We start from the raw sequence: 22,800 nt of genomic DNA on the forward strand, positions 1-22,800 counted from the left end.
CTGATCCGCCGTATGAAACGCCCCGGCTGCCCGCCACCGGCCTACGCCGGGGCAGGCGGCCAGCGACTGGAAGCCAGGGGCTGGTTCGGGCGGGGAGGCTCCGCGGACAACATGCCGCCTCCCAAGGCGCAGAAGGCGTCGGAGGAGAGCGCACAGCACCAAGCGCACGTGAACGAGTCCCGGCTGCGCGAGCTCAACGTCCAGGACAGGTTCGCGAAGAAGGCCATCAGAGACGCCGAGAGGGTCGGCAGGACGGCCAGCGCGGAGGCGCTCAAGGCCCGCACGTGAAGAGGTGCAGAAGGAACAGCGGAGCAGAGGATGGGGACGGCACAACTGACCGCGTGAGACCCGCTCCCCGAACCGGGTGAACCGGCCCGATCAGCAGCGGTGGCGCTGACGGGGCCCGGGCGACGGCGACTGTCAGGCTGCCTCGAAGGAGCGGCGGGACAGGCCCACGCCGTAGCCGTCGAGCCTGGTGACCACCGGCGCCGTGGGGTCGCCGGCGGCGCCGAGGGTGACGAACAGCGGGGTGAAGTGCTCCACGGTGGGGTGGGCGTACGGCATGCCGGGGGCGGCGGTGCGGAAGCGGGCGAGCTCGGCGACGTCGCCGCGGGCCAGCGCGTCGGCGGCCCAGGCGTCGAAGTCGGACGACCAGCCCGGCACCACGTTCCCCTGGAACATCTCCCTGGTCAGGAACGGCAGGCCGTGGGTCATGTGGCCCGAGCCGATCACCAGGACGCCCTGGTCGCGCAGCGGGCGCAGCCGCTCGCCGATGGCCAGCAGCCGGTCGGGGTCCTCGGTGGGCAGGCTGAGCTGGAGCACGGGGATGTCGGCGGCCGGGTACATGATCTTGAGGGGGACCCAGGCGCCGTGGTCGAGGCCGCGGCGGCCGTGCCGGTGGACGTGCTCGGTGTCCGGCATGAGGCCGGTCACCTGCCTGGACAGCTCGCCGGCGTCCGGGGTGTCGTAGCGGAAGGTGTAGTAGAGGGCGTCGAAGCCGCCGAAGTCGTACACGAGCTCGTCGGGCCGGTCGGCGCTCACCGACAGCGGCGCGGACTCCCAGTGCGCGGAGACGACCAGGATCGCCTTCGGCTTGGGCAGGGAGCGGGCCCAGTCGTGCAGCGGGGTGAGCCATTCGGGGCTCTGGAAGGGCAGGGGCCCGCCGCCGTGGGACAGGTAGAGGCTGGGCAGCGGCCCGTCCTGCGGCGTCCACGCCCGGTGCGGGTCGGCGGCCTCCAGGGCGGCGGCGCGCCGCAGGTGGGCGGCGAAGGGGTGCGCGGCCGGGATGCGGGCGTCGGCGGCGGCGGTCGGGGAGGGGGCGGGCGTGGGCATGGAGGCTCCTTAAGGCCGGGGGGCTGCGATGTGCTTCACGGGGCAGGATCATCATGGGTAGCAAACTTGTCGCGACAACCATTCCCGGATAGGACGGATTCTTTTGGACACTCCCTGGCTCGACCGGCCGCAGCTGCGCGCCTGGGTCCGGCTGCGCGCGGTGCTCGAACTGCTCCCGGGCGTGCTCGACGCCCAGCTGCGCCGCGACGCCGGCCTGACGGAGTTCGAGTACTACGTGCTGGCGACGCTGTCGGAGACGCCCGGACGGACCTCGCGCATGACCGAGCTGTCCTGGGGCACCAACGCCACACTCCCCCGGCTCTCCCACGTGGTGACCCGCCTGGAGGGGCGGGGCCTGGTGGAGCGTCTCTCCCGCCCGGAGGACCGCCGCACGACGCACGTCCGGCTCACCGACGAGGGGTGGGAGAAGGTACGGCAGGCGGCCCCCGGCCACGTGGAAACCGTCCACCACCACGTCGTCGACGCCCTCACCCCGGAGCAGCTCGACCAGCTCGCCGCCATCGCCGACGCCGTCCTCGCCAGGCTGGACCCTTCGGGGACGACGGCGGCGATCTACACCCGCTACGACGAACAGCTCAAAAAGGAAAAGCGCGATCCTGGTCGCGGACGGTGACCCACTGCAGCTCGCTGAACTCCTCGGCGGCGAACCCGAGCCCGAACCGCCCCCAGCCGCTGTCCTTGACCCCGCCGAACGGCATCTGCGGCTCGTCGTTGACCGGCTGATCGTTGACGTGCACGATGCCGACGTCCAGCCGGGCGGCCAGCCTCAGCCCGTGACGGGGGTCGCCGGTGATCACGGACGCGGCCAGGCCCAGGTCGGAGGCGTTGGCGCGGGTCACCGCCTCCTCGGCCGAGTCGACGGCCTCCAGCACCACGACCGGGCCGAACGTCTCGCCCTGCGCGATCTCGGCCTCGTCCGGCACGTCGGTCAGCACGGTCGCGGGGTAGCACGGGGGCCGGGGCACCCCGCCCGCCAGGACGCGGGAGCCGAGCTCGACGGCCTCCTTGACCCGGCGGTCCAGCAGCGCCAGCGCCCATTCGTTGATCACGGGGCCGACCACGGTGGCCGGGTCGTGCGGGTCGCCGGTGGGCAGCGCCGCCACCTTGGCCGCGAACCGCTCGGCGAAGGCGTCGGCCAGCGGCCGTTCCACGTAGATGCGCCGGGCGCACATGCACACCTGGCCCTGGTGAATGAAGGCGCCGTAGGTGGCGGCGTTCACCGCGTAGGCGAGGTCGGCGTCGCGGGTGACGATGAGCGGGTTCTGGCCGCTGAGCTGGAGCACGACCCGCTTGAGGTGGCGGCCCGCCTTCTCGGCCAGGCGCCGGCCGGTCGGGGTGGAGCCGGTGAAGTTGACCCGCTTGACCAACGGGCTGGCCAGCATGGCGTCGGCCACGCCGCCGGCCTCGCCCGGGGCGTGCGTGACCACGTTGAGCGCGCCGGCCGGCAGCCCGGCCTCGTGCAGCACCTCCGCCCACAGGGCGCCGCCGGTGTACGGGGCCTCCTCCGACGGCTTGACCACGACGGTGTTGCCGAGGGCGAGCGGCCCGACGACGGCCCGTCCCGACAGGGTGAGCGAGGCGTTCCACGGCGCGATGGCGCCGACGACGCCGACCGGGCGGCGGACCGCCATCGCCTGCATGCCCTCGACGTCGGACGGCAGCAGGCTGCCGGTCGGCTGGTAGGCGAGCTGGGCGGCCTGGCGCAGCAGCTTGAGCGCGAAGTCGACCTGGACCTCGCCGAAGTAGCGGCCGCACCCGGTCTCGGCGGCCAGGGCGTCGAGGATCTCGCCGCGCCTGCCGTCCAGGATGTCGGCCGCGCGCAGGAAGACGCGCTGACGCCGCCCGGGCGGCAGCGCCGACCAGCCGGGGAACGCCGCGTGCGCGGCGGCGATGGCCGCCTGCGCGTCCTCGGCGTCGCCGGCGGCCACCTCGGCGAGCACCTCGCCGGACCACGGCGAGTGGTCGGGATAGGTACGGCCGGAGCCGGCGGCCACCCACTCGCCGCCGATGAAGTGCCCGAATCGCGACTTGCGCCAGTCGCTCCCCGCTCGGGCCATGTGCCGTGGTCCTCTCGTTCGACGTGTTCGCATCAGAAGCATTCGGATGACTGGAACGCTGGAATCATATGCTGACCCCTGTGACCGATGAAGAGCTGGCCCGGACCTCCGCGGCGTCCCACTCGGTGTCGCTGGAGCGCGGGCTGAGCATCCTGGACGCGTTCACCGGCGACCGCTCGGTGCTGGGGATCGCCGACCTGGCCAGGGCCGTGGGGCTGAACAAGAGCACCACGCACCGCTACGTGGCCACGCTGACCTCGCTGCAGTACCTCCAGCAGGACCCGGAGACGAAGAAGTACTTCCTCGGCCCGCGCGCCGTCGACCTGGGCTTCGCCGCGATCGACTCGATGGAGCTGACCCGCGTCACCGGGCCGCTGCTGCAGGCGCTGGCCGACGAGACCGGGTTCACCACCAGCGTGGCCGTCGCCGACGGGCCCGACGTCGTCTACGTGGACCGGCGGCGCAGCACCAGGCGCACGTCCCTGGCCATGGACCTCAACCTGCACGTCGGCTCGCGGCTGCCGGCCTACTGCACCTCGATGGGCAAGGTGCTGCTGGCCTACCGGGACCCGGCGGCGCTCCGGCAGATCCTGGACCGCACCGACATGGCCCGCCGCGGGCCCAAGACCATCACCAACCGGGAGCAGCTGCTGGCCGCGCTGGCCAAGGTACGCCAGAACGGGATCGCGGTCAACGACGAGGAGCTCGCCCCTGGCCTGCGCTCGTTCTCCGCTCCGCTGCGCGACCGCTCGGGCGACGTGGTGGCCGCGATCAACATCGCGGTCTACCTGACGATGGCCCCGACCACCGTCGAGGCGCTGGCCGGGCGGCTGGAGGCGCCGCTGCGGCGCACCGCCGCGGAGATCTCCCGGCGGCTCGGCTACCGGCCGTCGGCGTAGCCGCGTTCCAGTCAGTGAATTCGCGTTCTACCCCTTCGGACGTCCTGTTGCACGGGTGTTAACGGAGCCGTACGGTCGGGGTCACCTTCACGGCATTCCGCAGGTCGGAGCCGCGCCATGGCCACGAGCCGGGCCGGCAGCCGACCCTCCCCTTCCTCGAATGTCCCCGCGGCGCGCGTCGCCATGGACGGGACATCGTCCGGCATAAGGAGTCCTCGCGTGAGCGACGCTTCCCCCGGCGGCATGAACCGCCGATCCTTCCTCAGCGCGGTCGGCCTCGGCGCCGCCGCGATCGGCGGGGCGCCGCTGCTGAGCGCCTGCGGAGGCCTCAAGGGCACCGGCGCCTCGTCCTCCGACGTCCTCAAGATCGGGTACGTGAGCCCGCAGACCGGCGCGCTGGCCGGCTTCGCCACCGCCGACAACTTCGTGGTCAAGCAGGTCACCGAGGCGCTGCGGGGCGGCTTCACCGCCGGCGGGAAGAAGCGCACCGTCGAGATCATCGTCAAGGACACCCAGTCCAACCCCAACCGGGCCACCGAGGTCACCCGCCAGCTCATCAACAGCGACAAGGTGGACCTCATCGTCGGCTCCTCGACGCCGGACACCACCAACCCGGTGGCCGACCAGTGCGAGGCCAACGGCATCCCGAACGTCACCACCATCGCCCCCTGGGAGGCGTGGTGGAACGGCCGGGGCGGCAAGGACGGCGAGGGCTTCAAGTACACGACGCTGTTCTTCTTCGGGATGCAGGAGTTCGCCGACTGCTTCTTCCCCATGTGGGAGCGCATGGAGGTGGGCAACAAGAACGTCGCGGCCCTGTGGCCCAACGACACCGACGCCAACGCCTTCCGCCAGGGCCTCGGCCCGATGATCACCAAGGCCGGCTACGAGGTCGTGGACGGCGGCGCGTACCAGAACGGCGTCACCGACTTCAGCTCGCAGATCGCGAAGTTCAAGTCGTCGGAGGCCGAGCTGTTCACCTGCACCCCGATCCCGCCCGACTTCCAGACGTTCTGGAAGCAGGCCCGCCAGCAGGGCTTCAGGCCGAAGCTGGCCACGGTCGCCAAGGTCATGCTCTTCCCCTCCGAGGCCGAGGCCCTCGGGCAGCTCGCCAGCAACATCGCCACCGACTTCTGGTGGAGCCCGGCGCACCCGTACAAATCCACGCTGGACGGCAAGACCGCCCAGCAGCTCGCCGAGGACTTCGCCGCCACCGGCAAGCAGTGGACCCAGGCGCTCGGCTCGGTCTACTCGCTGTTCGAGATCGCCGTCCAGGCGTTCAAGAACGCCGGCGACCCCAAGGACCGCGACGACGTGGCCGACAAGCTGCGCACCATGAAGATCAACTGCATGAGCGGCGACCTGGACTTCACCGCCGGCCCCAAGCCCGGCATCGCCCTGCAGCACCCGGTCGGCGGCCAGTGGCGCAAGGGCACCAAGTTCCCCTGGGACGTGGCCATCGTCGACAACACCCCCAACAAGGCCGTCCCCATCGGGGGCGACCTGCTGCCGACCGGCGCATGATGACCGCACCGCTGCTGCGCCTGGAGAGCCTGTCCAAGAGCTTCGGTCAGGTGACCGTCGCCCGGGACCTGGCCCTGTCGCTGGGACCGGGCGAGGCGCTGGGCATCGTCGGGCCGAACGGGGCGGGCAAGTCCAGCCTGTTCGCGATGATCTCCGGCGACCTGCGCCCGGACGCCGGCACGGTCTGGCTGGACGGGCGCGACGTCACCGGCGTCCCGCCGCACGCCCGCACCCGCGCCGGCATCGGCCGCACCTACCAGGTGCCGCGCCCGTTCAGCCACCTCACCGTGTTCGAGAACGTCCTGGTGTGCGCGCACCAGGGCGCCGGGCTGCACGGCAAGCAGGCCTGGTCGCAGGCCATGGACGTGCTGGAGCGCACCGGCCTGGCCGACCTGGCCAACACCGCCGCAGGGCGGCTCACCCTGCTGCAGCGCAAGCGCCTCGAAGTGGCCCGCGCGCTCGGCACCGGCCCCCGGCTGCTGCTGCTCGACGAGGTCGCCGGCGGGCTCACCGAGCCCGAGGTGGCCGAGCTGGTCGAGGTGATCAGGCGGCTGCACGCCGACGGGCTCGGCATCGTGTGGATCGAGCACGTGGTGCACGCCCTGGTCAAGACCGTCTCCCGGATGATCTGCCTGGCCGGCGGCGACGTCGTCGCCGACGGCGAGCCGGTCGCGGTGCTCGCCGACGCCAAGGTACGCGAGCTGTACCTGGGCGGCGTCATGGAAGGGGAGGGATCGTGACCCTGCTGTCGATCCGCGACCTCACCGTGCACCACGGCCTGCTGCGCGCCGTGGACGGCGTCAGCCTGGAGCTGGAACGCGGCGAGGTCCTGGCCGTCATCGGCGCCAACGGCGCCGGCAAGTCCACGCTGTTGCGGGCCCTGGCCGGGCTCAACGCCCCCACGTCGGGGACCGTGCACCTCGCGGGCCGCGACATCACCCGCTCCCCCGCCCACCAGCGGGTCTCGGCCGGGATCGCGCTGGTCCCCGAGGGCCGGCGGCTGTTCCGCTCCCTCACCGTCGAGGAGAACCTGCTCACCGGCACCTACCGCAAGCGCGGCGGCCCCTGGACCCTGGAACGGGTCTACGAGCTGTTCCCGTGGATGACCGAACGGCGACGCCAGAACGCCGCGCAGCTGTCCGGCGGCGAGCAGCAGGCCGTGGCCATCGGCCGTGCCCTGCTGACCAACCCCGACCTGCTGCTCGTCGACGAGCTGTCGCTGGGCCTGGCGCCGGTCATCGTGCGCCGCATCTACGAGACGCTGCCGGAGATCGTCGCCGCCGGCACCACCGCGCTCGTCGTCGAGCAGGACGTCTCGCAGGCCCTGCGCGTCGCCGACCGGGTGCACTGCCTGCTGGAGGGCCGCTCGGTGCTGGCCGGCCGGCCCGCCGAGCTCACCGCGGAGCAGGTCGAGCACGCGTACTTCGGCATCGGCGACCTCACGCAGGACGGGAAAGACTGACATGCAATGGTTCAACGCGGTGGTCCAGGGACTGCTGCTCGGCGGCCTGTACGCGCTGTTCGCGACCGGCCTGTCGCTGATGTTCGGCGTGATGCGGATCGTCAACCTCGCCCACGGCGACCTGGCCGTCGTCGCCTCGTTCCTGGCCCTCGCCCTCGTCGGCGGCACCGGGCTGCCGCTGTGGGTGGTCATCGTGGTGACCGTGCCGCTGTTCGCGGTGCTCGGCTACCTCACCCAGCGGGTGCTGCTGCAGGGCAGCCTCTCGTCGGGGCCGCTGGCCACCCTGCTGGTCACGTTCGGGCTGTCGATCGTGCTGCAGAACGTGCTGCTGGAGATCTTCTCCGCCGACACGCGCACCCTGGACGGCGGCTCGTTCGCCACCTCCTCCTTCCAGCTCGCGGGCTCCGTCACCGTCGGCTGGCTGCCGCTGGTCACGTTCCTGCTGGCCTGCGCCGTGCTGGCCGGCATCCAGGTGTTCCTGACCCGCACCGGGCTCGGCAGAATGCTGCGCGCCTCCTCCGACGACCGCGAGACCGCGAACCTGGTCGGGGCCGACAGCCGGCACGTGTACGGCGTCGCCACCGCCATCGCCTTCGCCACCGTGGCGCTGGCCGGGCTGATGTTCGCGGTGCGCTCGTCGTTCGACCCGGCCACCGGCCCGTCGCGGTTGATCTTCGCGTTCGAGGCGGTCGTCATCGGCGGCCTCGGCTCGCTGTGGGGGACGCTGCTGGGCGGCATCGTGCTGGGCGTCACCCAGTCGCTCGGCTCCCAGATCGACCCGGCGATGACGCTGCTCGCCGGACACCTCGTCTTCCTCGCCGTGCTGGCCTTCCGGCCGCAGGGCCTGCTCGCCGGACGGACCACATGAGCCTCTCCCATCTGCTGACCGAGCGGGCGGCGGCCGCCGTGGACGTGCGCCGCGCCGCCCGCACCTCCAAGGTGTCGGGCGGGGCGATGCTCGCCGTCGTGGTGCTGCTCGCGGCGCTGCCGTACGTGGTCTTCAGCGACGTCACCGACACGCTCGTCAACTTCTACGTGCTGGTCGCGCTGGCGAGCATGTGGAACCTGCTGGCCGGGTTCGGCGGCCTGGTCTCGGTCGGGCAGCAGGCCTTCGTCGGGATCGGCGCCTACAGCGTGATCGCGCTGGCCGACCTGGGGGTGCAGCCGTACCTGGCGGTGCCGCTGGCCGCGCTCACCTGCGTGGTGTTCGCGGTCCCCACCTCGTGGCTGGCCTTCCGGCTGCGCGGCGACTACTTCGCCGTCGGCACGTGGGTGATCGCCGAGGTGTACCGGCTGCTGGTGGTCCGCGTCGACGCCCTCGGCGGCGCCAGCGGCAAGGGCCTGGCCGGGCTGTCCGGCCTGGACCCCGCGCTGCGCGGCGCGCTGACCTACTGGGTGGCGCTGGCGCTCACCCTCGCCACCGTCGGCGGCTGCTACCTGCTGCTGCGCGGCCGGGTGGGGCTGTCGCTGATGGCGGTCCGCGACGAGGAGACCGCCGCGAGCGCCGCCGGCATCGACGTGACCCGGGCCAAGCGGATCGTCTACCTGGTGTCGGCCGCCGGGACCGGCGCGGCGGGCGGGGTGATCACGGTCGGCTCGCTCAGCGTCAACCCGGACGCGATCTTCAATGTGCAGTGGTCGGCGTACATGATCTTCATCGTGGTCATCGGCGGCATCGGCTTCGTCGAGGGGCCGCTGCTCGGCGCGGTGGTGTTCTTCGCGCTGCAGCAGCTGCTGGCCGACTACGGCTCGTGGTACCTGGTGCTCCTCGGCGCCGTCGGCATCGCGGCCGCGCGGTGGCTGCCGGGCGGGCTGTGGGGGCTGGTACGCGACCGGACCGGGCTGAGCCTGTTCCCCGTCGGCTACCACGTGCGGGGTGTCGATGTTTCCTGAGACGCTGAGCGGTGCTTCATCGGCCATCGGGCGCGGCGAGCTGTCGCCGGTCGAGCTCACCGAGCACCTGCTGGACCGGGTCGCCGCGACCGAGCCGGCGCTGCACGCCTACGCCACCGTCACCGCCGAGGCCGCGCTCGCCCGCGCCCGAGCCCTCGCCGGCGAGCCGCCGCGCGGCCCGCTGCACGGCATCCCGATCGGCGTCAAGGACCTCATCGACACGGCCGGCGTACGCACCAGCTACGGCTCGCCCCGCTTCGCCGGACACGTGCCGGACCGGGACGCGACAGCCGTCACCCGGCTGCTGGAGGCCGGGACGGTGATCCTCGGCAAGCACACCACACACGAGCTGGCCTGGGGCGGGCGCACCGACAGCGCCTGCTTCGGTCCCACGCACAACCCGTACCGGCGCGGCCGCATCCCCGGCGGCTCGTCCGGCGGGTCGGCCGCCTCGGTCACCGCCGGCAGCTCCCTGGGCGGGCTGGGCTCCGACACGGCCGGCAGCGTACGCATCCCCGCCGCGCTGAGCGGCTGCGTCGGCTTCAAGCCCACCCGCGGCCGGATCCCGCTGGACGGCGTGCTGCCGCTGGCCCCGTCGCTGGACCACCTCGGCGTCCTGGCCCGCACCGTGGACGACGCGGCGCTGCTCATGGACGCGCTCGCCGACCCCCTCACGGACGAACCGCCGGCCCGGCCGCGGGTCGGCTGGCTCGGCGGCTGGTTCGGCGCGGTGCTCGCCCCCGAGGTGCGCGCGGCGCTCGACGCCGTACGGGCCCGGCTGGAGGACGCCGGCGTGACCGTCGTGGACGTCGCCGTCCCCGACGAGCCGCTGATGCCGGAGGCGCCGCTGGCCAGGATCGTCCGCGAGGCCGGCGCCTACCACCGGGCCGCCTTCGCCGAGCAGCCGGAGCTGTTCGGGCCGGACGTCGCCGAGCTGATGCGGCTGCCCGCGCCGCCCGCCGAACAGGTGGAGCGGCAGGAGGCCGCGCTGGGCCGCATCGTCGCCGCGCTGCGCTCCGCGCTCGACGACGGCTGCGACGTGCTGGCCTGCGCCACCGTCCCGGTGACGGCCCCGCCCATCGGCGCCGGCACCGTCACCGTCGACGGCCGCGCGTGGCCCGTCGAATTCGTGCTGACCCGGCTCACCGCGCCGTTCAACGCGGCCGGCCTGCCGGCGATCACGGTGCCGGTCGCCCTGGCCGACGGCCTGCCGATCGGGCTGCAGCTCGCCGGCGGCCCGCTGCGCGACCCGACGGTGCTGGCCGCGGCCCGTCTCGTCCAGCGGCTCACCCCTCCCCCGCCGCCCCCCGCCATCCGTAGCGAAGGAGATCAACGATGAGAGTGACGGCCGCGGTCGTCGACGAGCTCGGCGGGCGCTTTCACGTCGAGGAGCTCGACCTCGACGAGCCGGGACCGGGCGAAGCCCTCGTACGCGTCGTCGCCTCCGGCATCTGCCACACCGACACCATCACCCGGCACGGCGACCTGCCGATGCCGTTCCCCGCCGTGCTCGGCCACGAAGGGGCCGGCGAGGTCGTGGCCGTGGGCGACGGCGTCACCTCCGTACGGCCCGGCGACCACGTGGTCATCGGCTGGCCCTCGTGCGGCGCCTGCCGCAACTGCCGCGACGGCGAGCCCCGCTACTGCGCCCGCCTCGGCGAGGCCCTGTGCGGCGGCGGCCGCCTGCTGGGGCCACGGGCCGGCCAGAGCGCGCTGCGCAGGCCGGACGGCTCGGCGGTGCACAGCCACTTCTTCGGCCAGTCGTCGTTCTCCACCTACGCGCTCACCTGGGCGGACGCCCTCGTCGTCGTGCCTTCGGACGCGCCGCTGGACCTGCTCGGCCCGCTCGCCTGCGGCATCGCCACCGGGGCGGGCGCCGTGCTGAACACCGTCAAACCCGGCCCCGGCTCCAGCCTGGTGATCTACGGGGCCGGCGCGGTCGGCCTGGCCGCGGTGATGGCGGCCAGGCTCTCCCCCGCCACGAAGATCATCGCGGTGGACCGGCACCCCTCCCGGCTGGAACTGGCCCTGGAGTTCGGCGCCACCCACACCGTCGACGCCTCGCGGGCCGACCCCGTCGCCGAGGTCCACCGCATCTGCGACGGCCCCGCCGACCACGCCCTGGAGTGCACCGGCGTCATCCCCGTCGTACGCCAGGCCGCCGACAGCGTCGGCATGCTGGGCACCTGCGTGCTCATCGGCGGCGCACCGGCCGGCGCCGAGTTCTCCCTCGACCACCTGACGACGCTGTGGGGCAAACGCATCGTCGGCACCCTCGGCGGCAGCGGCCGCAGCGAGACGCTCATCCCCACCCTGATCGAGCTGCACCGGCAGGGACGCTTCCCCTTCGACCGGCTGGTCCGCTTCTACGACCTGGCCGACATCGAGACGGCACTGCAAGACAGCCACCGGGGCGAGGTGCTCAAGCCCGTCCTTCGTATTAAGGATTAATCATGACCATCTCCCGCGAACTGCTCATCGGCGGCAAGAGCGTGCCCGCGCGGTCCGGCCGCACCACCGCCGACCTCAACCCCTACACCGGACAGCCGTACGCCACCGTGGCCGCCGCCGGGTCCGAGGACGTGACCCTCGCCGTGGACGCGGCGCAGGCCGCCTTCGACGACTGGGCGGCGCTCAGCCCCTTCGCCCGCCGCGCCATCTTCCTCAAGGCCGCCGACCTGCTCCAGGAACGCGGCGAGCAGGCGGCCGCCCTCATGGCGGGCGAGGTCGGCGGCACCCGGCCGTGGGCCCTGTTCAACGTCGGCCTGGCCGCGAACATGCTGCGCGAGGCCGCCGCCGCGATCACCGCCCCACGCGGCGACGTGCTCACCGCGCAGGAGGAAGGCGCGCTCGGCCTGGCCGTACGCGAGCCCGTCGGCGTCGTCGCCGCCTTCTCCCCCTGGAACGCGCCCCTCATCCTCGGCGTCCGCTCGGTGGCCGCCGCGCTCGCCGCCGGCAACACCGTCGTCATGAAGCCCAGCGAGGACGCGCCGATCGCCTGCGGCCTGTTCGTCGCCGACGTGCTGGCCGAGGCCGGGCTGCCCGGCGGCGTGCTCAACGTCGTCACTAACGACCCGGCCGACGCCGCGCAGATCGCCGAGACGCTCATCGCCGACCCCCGCGTACGCGCCGTCAACTTCACCGGCTCCACCGAGGTCGGACGCATCATCGGCACCCACGCCGCCCGGCACCTCAAGCCCGCCATGCTGGAGCTCGGCGGCAAGAACGCCATCATCGTGCTCGACGACGCCGACCTCGACTACGCGGTGGACGCGGCGACGTTCGGCGTGTTCATGAACGCCGGGCAGATCTGCATGTCCGGCGACCGGATCCTGGTGCACGAGTCGCTGGCCGAGGAGTTCACGGCCAGGTTCGCGGCCAAGGTCGCCACGCTGCCCGCCGGCGACCCGGCCGAGCCGACCACGGTCATCGGGCCGCTCGTCTCCGCGGCCGCGGCGCGGCGCGTCGCCGCCCTCGTCAGCGACGCCGTCGCCAAGGGCGCCACCGTCGTGACCGGAGGCGGCGAGCCTTCCGGGGCGGTGCACCCGGCGACCGTCCTGACCGGCGTGCCCGCCGACGCCGACCTGTACTACGGCGAGGGCTTCGGCCCGATCTGCGTCATCGACACCTTCGCCACCGACGAGGAGGCCGTCGCCAAGGCCAACGACACCGACCACGGCCTGACCGCGGGCATCATCACCGAGAACGGCACGCACGGCCTGCGCGTGGCCCGCCGGCTGCAGACCGGCATCGTCCACATCAACGACCAGTCGGTCGCCGACGAGCCGCAGGCCCCGTTCGGCGGCTTCAAGTCCTCCGGCTACGGGCGCTTCGGCGGCCGGTGGGGCATCGAGGCGTTCACCAACACCCGCTGGATCACCCTGGCGACCCAGCACGCCCACTACCCCTTCTAGGGTGCGCCCTACTGATCTGCGGCCACGACGTCGGCGAGCGGGGTGGCGGCGTGACCCGTCAGGTGCGTGATGTCGTCGCTCACCCCGTCGAGCTGCCCCGCCGCGATGGCGGTGTAGGTGGACACCCACGCGTCGACCTGCCAGTCCGGGGCACCGTAGGAGGCGCGCGAGCGATAGGCCTCCTCCACCGTCTCGGGCTGGTAGGTGATCGTACGGCCGCTCGTCCGCGACAGGATCCCGGCGACCTCTGTCAGGGTGAGCGCGTGCGGGCCGGTCAGGTCGTAGGTGCGGCCCGCGTGCTCGTCCGGCCGCAGCAGCACGGCGGTGACGGCGTCGGCGATGTCGTCCTGGGCCACGACCGCGGCCCGGCCCTCCCCCGCCGGGCCGCGGATGACGCCGTCCTCGCCCACGAGGGCGGGCGTGAAGTCGGCGTACAGGTTGTCGCGCAGGAAGGTGAACGACAGCCCGCTGCCGCGCAGGTGCTGCTCGGTGGCCCAGTGGTCACGGGCCAGGGTGAAGACGGCGTCCGGCGCGGCGCCGAAGAACGACAGGTAGACCACGTGCCGGACGTTCGCTCGCGCGGCGGCGTCCACGAACGCCCGATGCCGGTCCAGGCGGTCCGGTGACTCGGAGCCCGAGACCATGAACAGCACCTCGACGCCTTCCAGCGCGGCGACCGCGCCGGGCTCGCCGTAGCCGCAGCGCACCGCGGTCGCGCCGGGCAGGTCCGGGGCGCGGCCGGGGTCGCGCACCGCCAGCCGCTCCGGCACCCCGGCCGCGCCGAGCCCGCGGGCGACCCGGCCGCCGACGCGGCCGGTCGCCCCCGTGACGGCGATCGTCGCCTGGTCGGAGCGGGTCACAGTGGACCTCCTTCGATGTGTCGAACCTGGCGCCGATCTCCGGCACGAGCGGTTCGACGAAGTGCTTCAGTCAGTCTCGCAGCCGGGCAGCGGCAGCGGGAAGCTGACCGCTCCATGAACGCAGACCCAAGAGGGCTGTGGGATGCGAGAGGAGGATGCCTCAAGCGGGCAGCTTCGTGTCTATGACGAAGCTGATCTCGATGACCTGGCCGGGCAAGGTCAGGTCGGTGATGCCCACGACTGTGCTGGCCGGGCGGTGGTTGCCGAAGTACGCCAGGTTGCCCTCCGCGGTCGCCGTGGCGTTCTGCCGCAGGTTCACCACGTACAGAGTCTGCGAGACGATCTGGTTCCTAGTGGCGCCGTAGTGGTCCAGGACCCTGTCCATGTTGGCATAGGTCTGCTTGAGCTGCGCGGCGAAGTCGTCCGCGTAGAGGAACTGGCCTGCCCCGTCGAACGAGAGCTGTCCAGAGACGTGGATCAGCTCGCCGGACCTGATCGCCTGTGAGTAGCCGAAATCGCTCTCCGCCGGCACGTTGTAGCTGAAGACATCAATGCTGGTCATGGGTGCTCGTCCTTCCGATCCGCTCTCTTGTGGATACTCAGAAACTGTAGGAGAGTGAAGTCTGACCTGGAAGAACGCACTTTTTCGTGACTGAGGAACCAGATGGTGACCAAGCATCTACTCAAGGGCCTGCCCGAGGACGCTGACCTGCGGCGCGCCGACTCCCTGGCGCGAGAGATCTTCTCGGACGTCGCCAACAAGTGGGCCCTCCTGATCATCGAGGCGCTCGGCGAGCGCACCCTGCGTTTCAGTGAGCTGCGGAACGAGGTCGAGGGCGTCAGCCACAAGATGCTCACCCAGAACCTGCGCATGCTGGAACGCAACGGCCTGGTCGACCGGAAGGTGCACCCCACCGTGCCGCCGCGGGTGGAGTACACCCTCACCGAACCCGGCCAGGGCCTACGCACCGCTGTCGACGCCATATGCGGCTGGACCCACCAGCACCTCGGTCACATCGAGAGTGCACGCGGCCGTTTCGACGCCTGACGGGCACGCAACGGCACCTTCGTGTTGCGCGAGCAGTACTTCACCGCGCCGGTGGGGATGGCAGGTGTTGACGATCTCCCTCATGTCGTAGTTGCCCTGGTGACCGCCGATGGAACCGTGCCGGGCCTTCCACGCGGTGATCACGGGCTCGATCAGAGCCCATCGCTCATCGGATAAGTCGCGCCTGTAGAACTGGCGGTCACTCACAGGAGGCGGGTAAGCCTGTCCGGCCGGGGTGACCATCACCGACATCATCAGTCCCGTGGTGCCGGTCGGGGCCGCCCGTCCTGTGCCGCCACCACGCCTGTGGCCAGATCGGCCACGTGGAACTGCACTGCTCGGTCTGCGGGCAGCCGATGCGCGCCACGGACGTCGACGTCCTGCCCGGCCCCGGTGCCGAAAAGAACGTACGTGCCCGTGCCGCGGGGTCAGGACGAGGCGCGCGCAAGGGCGCCCGCGGTGAGCGTGGCCAGCATGTCACGCAGATGGGCCGCGATGTCCATCTTGTAGGTCGCGAGAGAGGGGTCGGCCTCGTAGGCGGCGAGCATCGCCTCCGGCGGCCGCGCGTGCGTCCATCCTGGGGGGCGTTGTCGCCCAGCTCGGGAAGGTGGTGGCGGGCGAGGGCGGCCATGACGCCGGCGTTGGCCACCGCTGCCCGCTTGTAGCGGGCGGCGACCTCTGCGGAGACGTTGTGTTCGAGGACCCCCGCCTGCGCGCTCAGCAGGTCGCACAGGACCGGGCGTTCGACGAGGGATGCGGTGACGGCGGCGGCGAACCGGTCGCCGCGCCTGCTCACCGGCTCGGCCGGTCGATGCCGGCATCCAGTTGCGCCGGGATCACCGGCGGGAACAGCGGCATCGGGCTGGAGACCGCTCGACCTCGACGCCGGAATGGTGCAGCGGGTCCGGCGGCGGCGCAGGTGGGCGCGGGGTCCTACGGGGAGGCGGGACCGGCAGTCGGCGATCCGCCCGTGGGGTGCGGATGCGTACGCAGACCGTCGAGCAGGATGCGGATCAGGGCGCCGGGGAAGTCCGGGTCGTTGTCGACGCCGGCGAGCGCGACGAGGCCGTCGAGGATCTGTCCGAGAGCGACGTCGCCGCGTACTTCTCCGCTGCGTTGCGCGGCGTGGAAAAGGGGTTCGCCGGCCGCGATCGTGCGGGAGCGGCTGGCGCGGAGGATGGGGGTGCCGTCGGCGGATTCGGAGAGGAGGACGGAGGCGAGAGGTCCCTTGCGGGCGCCGAGGGCGTGGAAGCGCATGAGCCAGGCGAAGAAGGCCTCGCCCGGCGTGTCGCCGCTGACGGATTCGGCTGCTTGGCAGATGTCGTCGACGGTGTGACGGAAGAGTTCCTCGACCAGATCGAGTCTGCCGGGGAAGTTGCGGTAGAGCGTGGCCATGCCGACGCCGGCACGTCGGGCGATCTCGGCCATCGACGGTGCGGCACCGGGGTCGGCGAAGGCCTCGCGGGCGACCGCGATGATCTTCGACCGGTTGCGCTCGGCGTCGGCACGTCGGGCGGGGGCGGGCTCAGCGCTCACGACGCATGCTTCCTTCCTTCGGCGTCCAGAACCTCAGCGTACCGGATACCCTTCTCACTTCTGCTTGCAAAACGGATAGGCTGTCCGTTACGTTAACCGGACAGGCAATCCGTTTGAGCCGGATCTGCCGACCAGGACACCAGGAGAGGAACAACCATGACCGCACCTGTGAGCGTCCCGCCCGTCGCCGACGCCGCCCGCCGTGACATCCCCGCCTTCGTACGTGCCGGTGAGCGGATGATGTGGATCGGAGGCCGGCAGGTCGCCGCGGTCTCCGGACGCACGCTGCCGAACACCGACCCGGCCACCGAGGAGGCGCTGGCCAGCGTGCCGCGCGGCGAGGCGGCCGACGTCGACGCCGCGGTCCAGGCCGCACGCGCGGCGTTCACCGACCCCGCCTGGGCGGACATGAGCCCCGACCGGCGCGGCCGGATCCTCAACCAGATCGCCGACGTCATCGAGGAGCACGCCGACGAACTGGCCACCATCGACTCGGTCAACATGGGCGCACCCCGCATGCTGACCGCGCACATGCTGGCCGAGGCGAGTGAGGTGTTCCGCTACTACGCGGGCTGGCCCACCAAGCTGTCCGGCGTGAGCGTTCCCGCGGGCAAGGACCGCATGGCCTACACCCGCAAGGAGCCCCTCGGTGTCGTCGGCATCATCTGGGGCTGGAACGGCCCGATGGGCCAGCTGCCCGGCAAGCTCGCCCCCGCCCTGGCCGCCGGCAACACCGTCGTGCTCAAGCCGGCCGAGACCGCCTCGCTGAGCACACTGCGCCTGGCCGAGCTGCTGGCCGGCACCGACCTGCCGGCCGGTGTCGTGAACGTCGCGACCGGCCTGGGCGCCGAGGCGGGCCAGGCGCTGGTCGCGCACCCCGGTGTCGCGAAGATCGCCTTCACCGGGTCGACCGCGACCGGCAAGCTGGTGCAGCGCCAGGCCACCGACACGCTCAAGCGCGTGACGCTCGAACTGGGCGGCAAGTCGCCGTCGGTCGTCTTCGCCGACGCCGACCTCGACGTCGCGGTCCGCGGCGTGGCGGCCGGCTTCCTGGGCAACGCGGGACAGGCCTGCGTCGCCGGATCACGGGTGTTCGTCGAGGAGAGCATCCGTGAGGAGTTCGTCGAGAAGTTGCTGAAGACGATGGAGGCGTTCACCCCGGGCGACCCGCTGGCCCAGGGCACGCTGGTGGGACCGCTCTCCACCAAGGCGCAGTTCGACCGCGTCAGCTCCTACCTCGACATCGCCCGCGAGGAGGGCGCGAACGTGGTGACCGGCGGCGGGCGCTTCGGTGACCACGGATACTTCTTCGCCCCCACGCTCCTCGACGACGTCCACCCCGGCATGCGCGTGGTCCGTGAGGAGATCTTCGGCCCCGTCGGCGTGATCACCACCTTCACCGGCATCGACGACGCCATCGCCCAGGCCAACGACACCGACTACGGACTGGCCGCCTCCGTGTGGACCACCGACCTCACCACCGCGCACCGCATGGCCGCAGCCATCGAGGCCGGCACCGTCTGGATCAACACCTGGGCCGAGATGAGCACCGGCAACCTCCCCTTCGGCGGTTACAAGCAGTCCGGCCTGGGCCGCGAAGGCGGCCTGGAAGGACTCGACACCTACACCCAGGTCAAGACCGTCCGCATCGCGCTGTGACCACGCCACCTCACGCCTGAGCGGCCCGGCCGTCCTCGAGCGCGACAGGCGGATGTCGCCGCCGCTGCCGGCACCTCACCCGAGACACGAGCTAATTGCAGGACTATGGTTATTGCGAGTTATATGCAAGTACGAGATTTCGAGGAGAGATAGCTCATGGGGCAGTACACCCTCCCGGACATGCCGTACGACTACGCGGCCCTGGAGCCCGCGATCACCGGCGAGATCCTTGAGCTGCACCACGCCAAGCACCACGCCGCCTACGTCAAGGGCGCCAACGACACCCTGGAGCGGCTGGCCGAGGCGCGCGACAAGGGCGAGTTCGGCGGGCTGGTGGGGCTGGAGAAGACGTACGCGTTCAACCTGTCCGGGCACGTCCTGCACACGATCTTCTGGCAGAACCTGTCCCCCGACGGCGGCGACCGCCCCGACGGCGAGCTCGGCGACGCCATCACCGAGCACTTCGGCTCCTTCGACGCCTTCAAGAAGCAGCTCACCACCGCCACCGCCACCGTGCAGGGCTCGGGCTGGGGCGTGCTCGCGTGGGAGCCGCTGGGCCGCCGTCTGGTCGTCGAGCAGGTCTACGACCACCACGGCAACGTCGGCATGAACACCACCCCGCTGCTCGTCTTCGACGCCTGGGAGCACGCCTACTACCTGCAGTACCGCAACGTCCGCCCGGACTACGTGGAAAAGCTGTGGGGCCTGATCAACTGGAACGACGTCATCGCCCGTTACGACGCCGCCCGCGGCGTCTGACGCACCCCCATGCCGGCGACGTCCGCCTGGCCACAGCTTGGTCCGCGGGGCCAGGCGGGCGCCGCCCCCTTCCAGCGTGAATCCCGGAGTAAATGGAGCGAGCGCCTACCTCAACGGGAGCATTATGGGAGGATCTGCCGGGATGAGTCCATTTTCGGTGGTGCGGTGGTTGCGCGCGGCGAGCTTCGCCGCCGCGTGCGCCGGCCTGGCCACCCTTGGACACCTGGCCGGCGGCGGTGCATTCGATCCGGCGGCGGCGCTGGCCGGACTGCTGCTGCTCCTGCCGCCCGCGCTGGCGCTGACCAGACGCGAGCGCTCGCTGGGCCACATCCTGCCCGCGACGGCGTTGGCGCAGGTCCTCCTGCACGTCCTGCTCAGCCGGAGTGACGTCGTCCACCAGGCGATGGGGCACCAGGTCGCGGATCATCACGCCGCCTCGCCGAGCCTGGGCATGGTGCCCATGCACGCGCTCGGCGTATTGCTGACCTCCGTGTGGCTGCGGTGGGTCGAGGAGGGCCTGTGCGCCCTGGTCCGGCAGCTTGCCGGGTGGGCGCTGCAACCGCTGCTGGTCCTGCTGTTCGTGGTCGCCGACTGGAGTTCGGCCCGGCCACGCGCGAACGCGCCCAGAGGCGAGGACGAGACCTGCCGGGCCGCGCTCGTCCTGCGCTACGCCGTGGTACGGCGGGGACCGCCCGCCGGGGCCGGTCCCGCGGTGTCCGTGTGATCCGATGATCGTGTGCCGGCCGGCATCGCCCGTGCTGACGGGCCTGCCGTCGGCCTGCTCGCGTACGCGCTGATCACCTTCGTCTGCGGGACGTCGACGACCTGCCGGACCCGCGCAGGCCACCTCGTGGCCGGGCGCCGTTTCCGGCTACCTCCAGACTCCTTCCGACAGGAAGCACCTACCGATGCGCCTTCGTCGTTCCCGCCGACCCCTGGCCGCCGCGCTGTGCGCGCTCACGGCCCTGACCGCCGCCGGCTGCGCCGGCTCCACCAGCGGCGCCTCCAGCCGGGCCGCCGCCCCCGCCGCTTCGGCGGCCGTGTCCGCCGGCCGTACCGGCTATCCCCTGACCTTCGACAACTGCGGCATGAGGCTCACCTTCGCCAAGCCTCCCGAGCGGGTGCTGATCCTCAACGGCACCAGCGTCGGCGAGGTGGAGAGCTTCATCATGCTCGGCCTGGAGAAGAACATCCTGGCCAACGTGCAGAGCTACGGCGTCTCCGACGACCCGTCGATGATCGGCAAGATCAAGGCCCTGCCGACCGGCGGGCTGAGCATGAACAAGAACTTCGACGTCCCCGCCGAGCAGGTGCTCAAGCTCAAGCCCGACCTGGTGGTGTCCACCTGGTCCGGCGGGTTCGACGCCAAGCGGGGCTTCGCCACCCGCGGGCAGCTCGCTGCCGCCGGCATCTCCTCGCTGGTCAACCCGACCAACTGCGCCATGGGCAAGCCCGAGGCGACCGAAGAGGAGAAGCGCGCCTACCGCAACCAGTCGATCAACTCCTCGCTGGAGTTCATCAGCCTGCTCGGCCGCGTCTTCGACGTGCAGCAGCGCGCCCTCGACCTGATCGGCGAGCTGCGGACCCGCGTCGAGACGGTGCGCCGGCGCGTCGCGAGCCTGCCCGCCAGGAAGGTGCTCATCGCCTATCCCGGCATGTCCATGATGAACGCGAACGGGCTGCCCGCCGTGATGACCGGCGGCATCTACGACGACGTCATCAAGGCGGCCGGCGGCGTCAACGCCTTCGCCGGGCTGACGGCGGACGCCACCACGACCCTCAACAGGGAGCAGCTCGCCACCGCCCAGGTCGACGTCCTGGTGGTCGGCCTGTTCACGCCGGACGAGAAGGGAGACGAGGAGGCGGCCAGGATCTTCGCCGCCTACCCGCAGTGGGCCGCGTCGAAGTCCAGGACCTACACGGTGGTCTCCGACGGCGTCCACCTCGGCCCGCTCAACGCCCACGCGGTGGAGAAGATCTCCAAGGTGGTCCACCCCGGTGGCTGACACCGTGACCTCCGTGCGCGGCAGGACGCACCCGATCTCCGGGCCGGCGACCGGGCTGCTGCTGACGGCCCTGGTCGCCGCCCTGGTCGCGGCGCTGGTGGTAGGCATCTCCATCGGCTCGGTCAGCCTGCCTCTCGGCCAGGTCTGGGGCGTGGTCCTGGCCTACCTGACCGGCCACGGCGCGCAGGCCGACCCGCTGCTCGGCCAGGTGGTGTGGGAGATCCGCACGCCCCGGGCGCTGCTGGCAGCGCTCGCCGGGGCCGGCCTCTCCGTGGCAGGGGTGGCGTTGCAGGCCCTGGTGCGCAACCCGCTCGCCGACCCGTACGTGCTCGGCGTGTCCTCGGCCGCCTCCCTCGGCGCGGTGCTGGTCCCCGCCCTGGGCGGCACCGTCGTGGCGGGCACGTTCGGCGTCACGGGCGCCGCCTTCGCCGCGGCCGTGGGCTCGGCGCTGCTGGTGTACGCGCTGGCGCAGCGTGCCGGGCGGCTGCTGGACTCCTGGCTGGTGCTGACCGGCGTCGCGATCGGCTACCTGTGCGCCGCGGCCACCACCTTCGTCCAGCTCCAGCTCAACCCCACCGAACTGCAGGGCATGATGTTCTGGCTGATGGGCAGCGTCGCCGGCGCGACCTGGGCCGACCTGGGCGTGCCCGCGCTGCTCGTCGTCTGCTGCCTGGCCTGGCTGGTGCTGCAGGCCCGGGCACTCAACGCGCTGACGGCCGGGGAGGACGCCGCGATCGCCATGGGCGTGCCGGTGGCGGCGCTGCGGATCGGGCTGCTGGTGGCCGGATCCCTGCTGACGGCCACCGTGGTCAGCGTCGTGGGCGGCATCGGCTTCATCGGGCTGATGATCCCGCACATGGTGCGGTTCGTCGTCGGCGCCGACCATCGCCGGGTGCTGCCCGTCTCGCTGCTGACGGGGGCGCTGTTCCTGGTGCTGGTGGACCTGGCCGCGCGGACCGCCGACCCGCCCAACGAGCTGCCGGTCGGCATCTTCACCACCGGGCTCGGCGTGCCGTTCTTCCTGTGGCTGCTGCGCCGCCGCGCGAAAGGGGGCACCGATGCGGCTTGACCTCGCGGGTGTGAGCGCGTCCATCGACGCGCGCCCCATCGTGACCGACGTGCACCTGACGGCCGGGCCGGGCGAGTTCGTCGCGCTCATCGGCCCCAACGGCAGCGGCAAGTCGACGCTGCTGCGCACCGTGTACCGCTCGTTGCGGCCCTCGGCGGGCGCGATCCGGCTGGACGGTCAGGACCTGTGGCGGATGCGGCCCCGCCACGCCGCCCGGCACCGCGCCGTGCTGCCGCAGCACGGCCAGGGCGGCGACGGCTTCTCCGTCGCCGAGATCGTCGCCACCGGCCGCCACGCGCACAAACGGCCGCTCGAACGCGACGGCGCCGCCGACCGCGCCGCGGTCGCCACGGCGCTGGAACGGGTCGGCATGGGCTGGGCCGCGGACCGGCTGATCTCCACCCTGTCCGGCGGGGAGCGGCAACGGGTGCTGCTGGCCCGCGCGCTGGCGCAGGAGGCGCCGCTGCTGGTCCTCGACGAGCCGACGAACCACCTGGACGTGGGATCACAGCTCCTGCTGCTGGACCTGATCCGCTCGCTCGGCCTCACGCTGCTGGCCGCGCTGCACGATCTCGACCACGCCGCCTCCTACGCCGACCAGGTGGTCGTGCTCCGCGACGGCCGCGTCGCCGGGCACGGACCGCCCCTGGAGGTGCTGACCCCCGGCTTCATCGAGGAGGTCTTCGGCGTGCGCGCGTACGTCGGCCCGCATCCGATCACCGGCCGCCCGCACATCGCCGTGGCCTCACGGAAGGAGTGAG

24 protein-coding genes and 2 pseudogenes are annotated in these 22,800 nt (G+C 72.1%); 18 read left to right on the forward strand and 8 right to left on the reverse strand.

Annotated features, from left to right (window positions below):
• Positions 1 to 111 precede the first annotated feature (111 nt).
• The gene (locus ABD292_RS13685) at positions 112 to 288 is read left to right on the forward strand and encodes a hypothetical protein (RefSeq protein WP_344207539.1); all 177 of its coding nucleotides are present in this window, start codon (positions 112 to 114) and stop codon (positions 286 to 288) included.
• A gap of 132 nt (positions 289 to 420) precedes the next feature.
• Here the strand turns inward: ABD292_RS13685 and ABD292_RS13690 are convergent, their stop codons facing one another.
• Positions 421 to 1,332 (reverse strand): dioxygenase family protein, encoded by a 912-nt coding sequence (locus tag ABD292_RS13690; RefSeq protein WP_344207540.1) that lies wholly within the window; start codon positions 1,330 to 1,332, stop codon positions 421 to 423.
• A 103-nt stretch (positions 1,333 to 1,435) separates the two neighbouring features.
• Between ABD292_RS13690 and ABD292_RS13695 the strand changes: the two genes are divergently transcribed.
• Positions 1,436 to 1,966 carry a MarR family winged helix-turn-helix transcriptional regulator gene (locus ABD292_RS13695; protein ID WP_344207541.1) on the forward strand — a complete coding sequence of 177 codons (531 nt, stop codon included), beginning with the start codon at positions 1,436 to 1,438 and terminating at the stop codon, positions 1,964 to 1,966.
• On the opposite strand, the gene ABD292_RS13700 is transcribed toward ABD292_RS13695, so the two are convergent.
• Positions 1,929 to 3,410 (reverse strand): aldehyde dehydrogenase family protein, encoded by a 1,482-nt coding sequence (locus ABD292_RS13700; RefSeq protein ID WP_344207542.1) that lies wholly within the window; start codon positions 3,408 to 3,410, stop codon positions 1,929 to 1,931. The two genes, ABD292_RS13695 and ABD292_RS13700, sit on opposite strands and share 38 nt — an antisense overlap.
• 80 nt (positions 3,411 to 3,490) lie before the next feature.
• On the opposite strand from ABD292_RS13700, the gene ABD292_RS13705 reads away from it, so the two are divergent.
• The 9 genes from ABD292_RS13705 (at position 3,491) to ABD292_RS13745 (ending at position 13,102) form a co-directional block, all read left to right on the forward strand.
• On the forward strand, positions 3,491 to 4,309 hold the full coding sequence (locus ABD292_RS13705) for an IclR family transcriptional regulator (protein WP_344207543.1): 819 nt from the start codon (positions 3,491 to 3,493) through the stop codon (positions 4,307 to 4,309).
• 219 nt (positions 4,310 to 4,528) lie between these two features.
• On the forward strand, positions 4,529 to 5,833 hold the full coding sequence (locus ABD292_RS13710; RefSeq protein ID WP_344207544.1) for an ABC transporter substrate-binding protein: 1,305 nt from the start codon (positions 4,529 to 4,531) through the stop codon (positions 5,831 to 5,833).
• On the forward strand, positions 5,830 to 6,573 hold the full coding sequence (locus ABD292_RS13715; RefSeq protein WP_344207545.1) for an ABC transporter ATP-binding protein: 744 nt from the start codon (positions 5,830 to 5,832) through the stop codon (positions 6,571 to 6,573). The genes ABD292_RS13710 and ABD292_RS13715 overlap by 4 nt, the downstream gene beginning before the upstream one ends.
• Positions 6,570 to 7,295, forward strand: coding sequence for an ABC transporter ATP-binding protein (locus ABD292_RS13720; protein WP_344207546.1), 726 nt, complete (start codon positions 6,570 to 6,572; stop codon positions 7,293 to 7,295). Before ABD292_RS13715 ends, ABD292_RS13720 begins: the two co-directional genes overlap by 4 nt.
• Before the next feature lies 1 nt (position 7,296).
• Positions 7,297 to 8,163, forward strand: a complete 867-nt coding sequence (locus tag ABD292_RS13725; RefSeq protein ID WP_091094198.1) for a branched-chain amino acid ABC transporter permease — start codon at positions 7,297 to 7,299, stop codon at positions 8,161 to 8,163.
• The gene (locus tag ABD292_RS13730; protein WP_344207547.1) at positions 8,160 to 9,188 is read left to right on the forward strand and encodes a branched-chain amino acid ABC transporter permease; all 1,029 of its coding nucleotides are present in this window, start codon (positions 8,160 to 8,162) and stop codon (positions 9,186 to 9,188) included. The genes ABD292_RS13725 and ABD292_RS13730 overlap by 4 nt, the downstream gene beginning before the upstream one ends.
• The gene (locus tag ABD292_RS13735) at positions 9,178 to 10,527 is read left to right on the forward strand and encodes an amidase (RefSeq protein WP_344207946.1); all 1,350 of its coding nucleotides are present in this window, start codon (positions 9,178 to 9,180) and stop codon (positions 10,525 to 10,527) included. The genes ABD292_RS13730 and ABD292_RS13735 overlap by 11 nt, the downstream gene beginning before the upstream one ends.
• Complete coding sequence (locus ABD292_RS13740; RefSeq protein WP_344207548.1) at positions 10,524 to 11,639, forward strand: NAD(P)-dependent alcohol dehydrogenase; 1,116 nt, start codon at positions 10,524 to 10,526, stop codon at positions 11,637 to 11,639. The genes ABD292_RS13735 and ABD292_RS13740 overlap by 4 nt, the downstream gene beginning before the upstream one ends.
• Before the next feature lie 2 nt (positions 11,640 to 11,641).
• A complete protein-coding gene (locus tag ABD292_RS13745) occupies positions 11,642 to 13,102 on the forward strand; it encodes an aldehyde dehydrogenase family protein (protein ID WP_344207549.1) in 1,461 nt (486 codons plus the stop codon).
• A gap of 8 nt (positions 13,103 to 13,110) precedes the next feature.
• Here ABD292_RS13745 and ABD292_RS13750 read toward each other — a convergent pair whose 3' ends face one another.
• Both ABD292_RS13750 and ABD292_RS13755 read right to left on the reverse strand, forming a co-directional pair.
• Positions 13,111 to 13,962: an SDR family oxidoreductase gene (locus ABD292_RS13750; protein WP_344207550.1), complete on the reverse strand. Its 852-nt coding sequence runs from the start codon at positions 13,960 to 13,962 to the stop codon at positions 13,111 to 13,113.
• 160 nt (positions 13,963 to 14,122) lie between these two features.
• Positions 14,123 to 14,524 (reverse strand): RidA family protein, encoded by a 402-nt coding sequence (locus tag ABD292_RS13755; protein ID WP_344207551.1) that lies wholly within the window; start codon positions 14,522 to 14,524, stop codon positions 14,123 to 14,125.
• 102 nt (positions 14,525 to 14,626) lie between these two features.
• Between ABD292_RS13755 and ABD292_RS13760 the strand changes: the two genes are divergently transcribed.
• Positions 14,627 to 15,010, forward strand: a complete 384-nt coding sequence (locus ABD292_RS13760) for a winged helix-turn-helix transcriptional regulator (protein WP_344207552.1) — start codon at positions 14,627 to 14,629, stop codon at positions 15,008 to 15,010.
• A gap of 91 nt (positions 15,011 to 15,101) precedes the next feature.
• Here the strand turns inward: ABD292_RS13760 and ABD292_RS48950 are convergent.
• From ABD292_RS48950 to ABD292_RS13775, 4 genes and pseudogenes are all read right to left on the reverse strand, one after another.
• A pseudogene (locus tag ABD292_RS48950) lies at positions 15,102 to 15,217 on the reverse strand (IS5/IS1182 family transposase); the annotation flags it as partial.
• A 221-nt stretch (positions 15,218 to 15,438) separates the two neighbouring features.
• Positions 15,439 to 15,558: a hypothetical protein gene (locus ABD292_RS13765; RefSeq protein ID WP_344207553.1), complete on the reverse strand. Its 120-nt coding sequence runs from the start codon at positions 15,556 to 15,558 to the stop codon at positions 15,439 to 15,441.
• A gap of 95 nt (positions 15,559 to 15,653) precedes the next feature.
• Positions 15,654 to 15,806, reverse strand: a pseudogene (locus tag ABD292_RS13770) (TetR/AcrR family transcriptional regulator); the annotation flags it as partial.
• 137 nt (positions 15,807 to 15,943) lie between these two features.
• The gene (locus ABD292_RS13775) at positions 15,944 to 16,546 is read right to left on the reverse strand and encodes a TetR/AcrR family transcriptional regulator (protein ID WP_344207554.1); all 603 of its coding nucleotides are present in this window, start codon (positions 16,544 to 16,546) and stop codon (positions 15,944 to 15,946) included.
• 156 nt (positions 16,547 to 16,702) lie between these two features.
• Between ABD292_RS13775 and ABD292_RS13780 the strand changes: the two genes are divergently transcribed.
• From ABD292_RS13780 to ABD292_RS13805, 6 genes are all read left to right on the forward strand, one after another.
• Positions 16,703 to 18,205, forward strand: a complete 1,503-nt coding sequence (locus ABD292_RS13780; RefSeq protein WP_344207555.1) for an aldehyde dehydrogenase family protein — start codon at positions 16,703 to 16,705, stop codon at positions 18,203 to 18,205.
• A gap of 156 nt (positions 18,206 to 18,361) precedes the next feature.
• Positions 18,362 to 18,964: a superoxide dismutase gene (locus ABD292_RS13785; RefSeq protein ID WP_344207556.1), complete on the forward strand. Its 603-nt coding sequence runs from the start codon at positions 18,362 to 18,364 to the stop codon at positions 18,962 to 18,964.
• Positions 18,965 to 19,106: 142 nt separating this feature from the next.
• The gene (locus tag ABD292_RS13790) at positions 19,107 to 19,688 is read left to right on the forward strand and encodes a hypothetical protein (protein ID WP_344207557.1); all 582 of its coding nucleotides are present in this window, start codon (positions 19,107 to 19,109) and stop codon (positions 19,686 to 19,688) included.
• Positions 19,689 to 19,872: 184 nt separating this feature from the next.
• Positions 19,873 to 20,970, forward strand: coding sequence for an ABC transporter substrate-binding protein (locus tag ABD292_RS13795; RefSeq protein ID WP_344207558.1), 1,098 nt, complete (start codon positions 19,873 to 19,875; stop codon positions 20,968 to 20,970).
• Complete coding sequence (locus ABD292_RS13800; RefSeq protein ID WP_344207559.1) at positions 20,963 to 22,039, forward strand: FecCD family ABC transporter permease; 1,077 nt, start codon at positions 20,963 to 20,965, stop codon at positions 22,037 to 22,039. The genes ABD292_RS13795 and ABD292_RS13800 overlap by 8 nt, the downstream gene beginning before the upstream one ends.
• Complete coding sequence (locus ABD292_RS13805; protein WP_344207560.1) at positions 22,029 to 22,799, forward strand: ABC transporter ATP-binding protein; 771 nt, start codon at positions 22,029 to 22,031, stop codon at positions 22,797 to 22,799. Before ABD292_RS13800 ends, ABD292_RS13805 begins: the two co-directional genes overlap by 11 nt.
• Position 22,800: the final 1 nt, after the last annotated feature.

Source organism: Nonomuraea bangladeshensis (genome assembly GCF_039529455.1).
Lineage (GTDB): Bacteria > Actinomycetota > Actinomycetes > Streptosporangiales > Streptosporangiaceae > Nonomuraea > Nonomuraea bangladeshensis.

Excerpts from the sequence above, each read along its gene's own strand:
- ABD292_RS13745 (WP_344207549.1), top strand. The coding sequence starts at position 11,642 with ATGACCATCTCCCGCGAACTGCTCATCGGCGGCAAGAGCGTGCCCGCG.
- ABD292_RS13755 (WP_344207551.1), bottom strand. The coding sequence starts at position 14,524 with ATGACCAGCATTGATGTCTTCAGCTACAACGTGCCGGCGGAGAGCGAT.
- ABD292_RS13730 (WP_344207547.1), top strand. The coding sequence starts at position 8,160 with ATGAGCCTCTCCCATCTGCTGACCGAGCGGGCGGCGGCCGCCGTGGAC.
- ABD292_RS13765 (WP_344207553.1), bottom strand. The coding sequence starts at position 15,558 with ATGCTCGCCGCCTACGAGGCCGACCCCTCTCTCGCGACCTACAAGATG.
- ABD292_RS13715 (WP_344207545.1), top strand. The coding sequence starts at position 5,830 with ATGATGACCGCACCGCTGCTGCGCCTGGAGAGCCTGTCCAAGAGCTTC.
- ABD292_RS13805 (WP_344207560.1), top strand. The coding sequence starts at position 22,029 with ATGCGGCTTGACCTCGCGGGTGTGAGCGCGTCCATCGACGCGCGCCCC.
- ABD292_RS13795 (WP_344207558.1), top strand. The coding sequence starts at position 19,873 with ATGCGCCTTCGTCGTTCCCGCCGACCCCTGGCCGCCGCGCTGTGCGCG.
- ABD292_RS13685 (WP_344207539.1), top strand. The coding sequence starts at position 112 with ATGCCGCCTCCCAAGGCGCAGAAGGCGTCGGAGGAGAGCGCACAGCAC.
- ABD292_RS13735 (WP_344207946.1), top strand. The coding sequence starts at position 9,178 with ATGTTTCCTGAGACGCTGAGCGGTGCTTCATCGGCCATCGGGCGCGGC.
- ABD292_RS13790 (WP_344207557.1), top strand. The coding sequence starts at position 19,107 with ATGAGTCCATTTTCGGTGGTGCGGTGGTTGCGCGCGGCGAGCTTCGCC.
- ABD292_RS13760 (WP_344207552.1), top strand. The coding sequence starts at position 14,627 with ATGGTGACCAAGCATCTACTCAAGGGCCTGCCCGAGGACGCTGACCTG.
- ABD292_RS13740 (WP_344207548.1), top strand. The coding sequence starts at position 10,524 with ATGAGAGTGACGGCCGCGGTCGTCGACGAGCTCGGCGGGCGCTTTCAC.
- ABD292_RS13690 (WP_344207540.1), bottom strand. The coding sequence starts at position 1,332 with ATGCCCACGCCCGCCCCCTCCCCGACCGCCGCCGCCGACGCCCGCATC.
- ABD292_RS13785 (WP_344207556.1), top strand. The coding sequence starts at position 18,362 with ATGGGGCAGTACACCCTCCCGGACATGCCGTACGACTACGCGGCCCTG.
- ABD292_RS13780 (WP_344207555.1), top strand. The coding sequence starts at position 16,703 with ATGACCGCACCTGTGAGCGTCCCGCCCGTCGCCGACGCCGCCCGCCGT.
- ABD292_RS13700 (WP_344207542.1), bottom strand. The coding sequence starts at position 3,410 with ATGGCCCGAGCGGGGAGCGACTGGCGCAAGTCGCGATTCGGGCACTTC.
- ABD292_RS13725 (WP_091094198.1), top strand. The coding sequence starts at position 7,297 with ATGCAATGGTTCAACGCGGTGGTCCAGGGACTGCTGCTCGGCGGCCTG.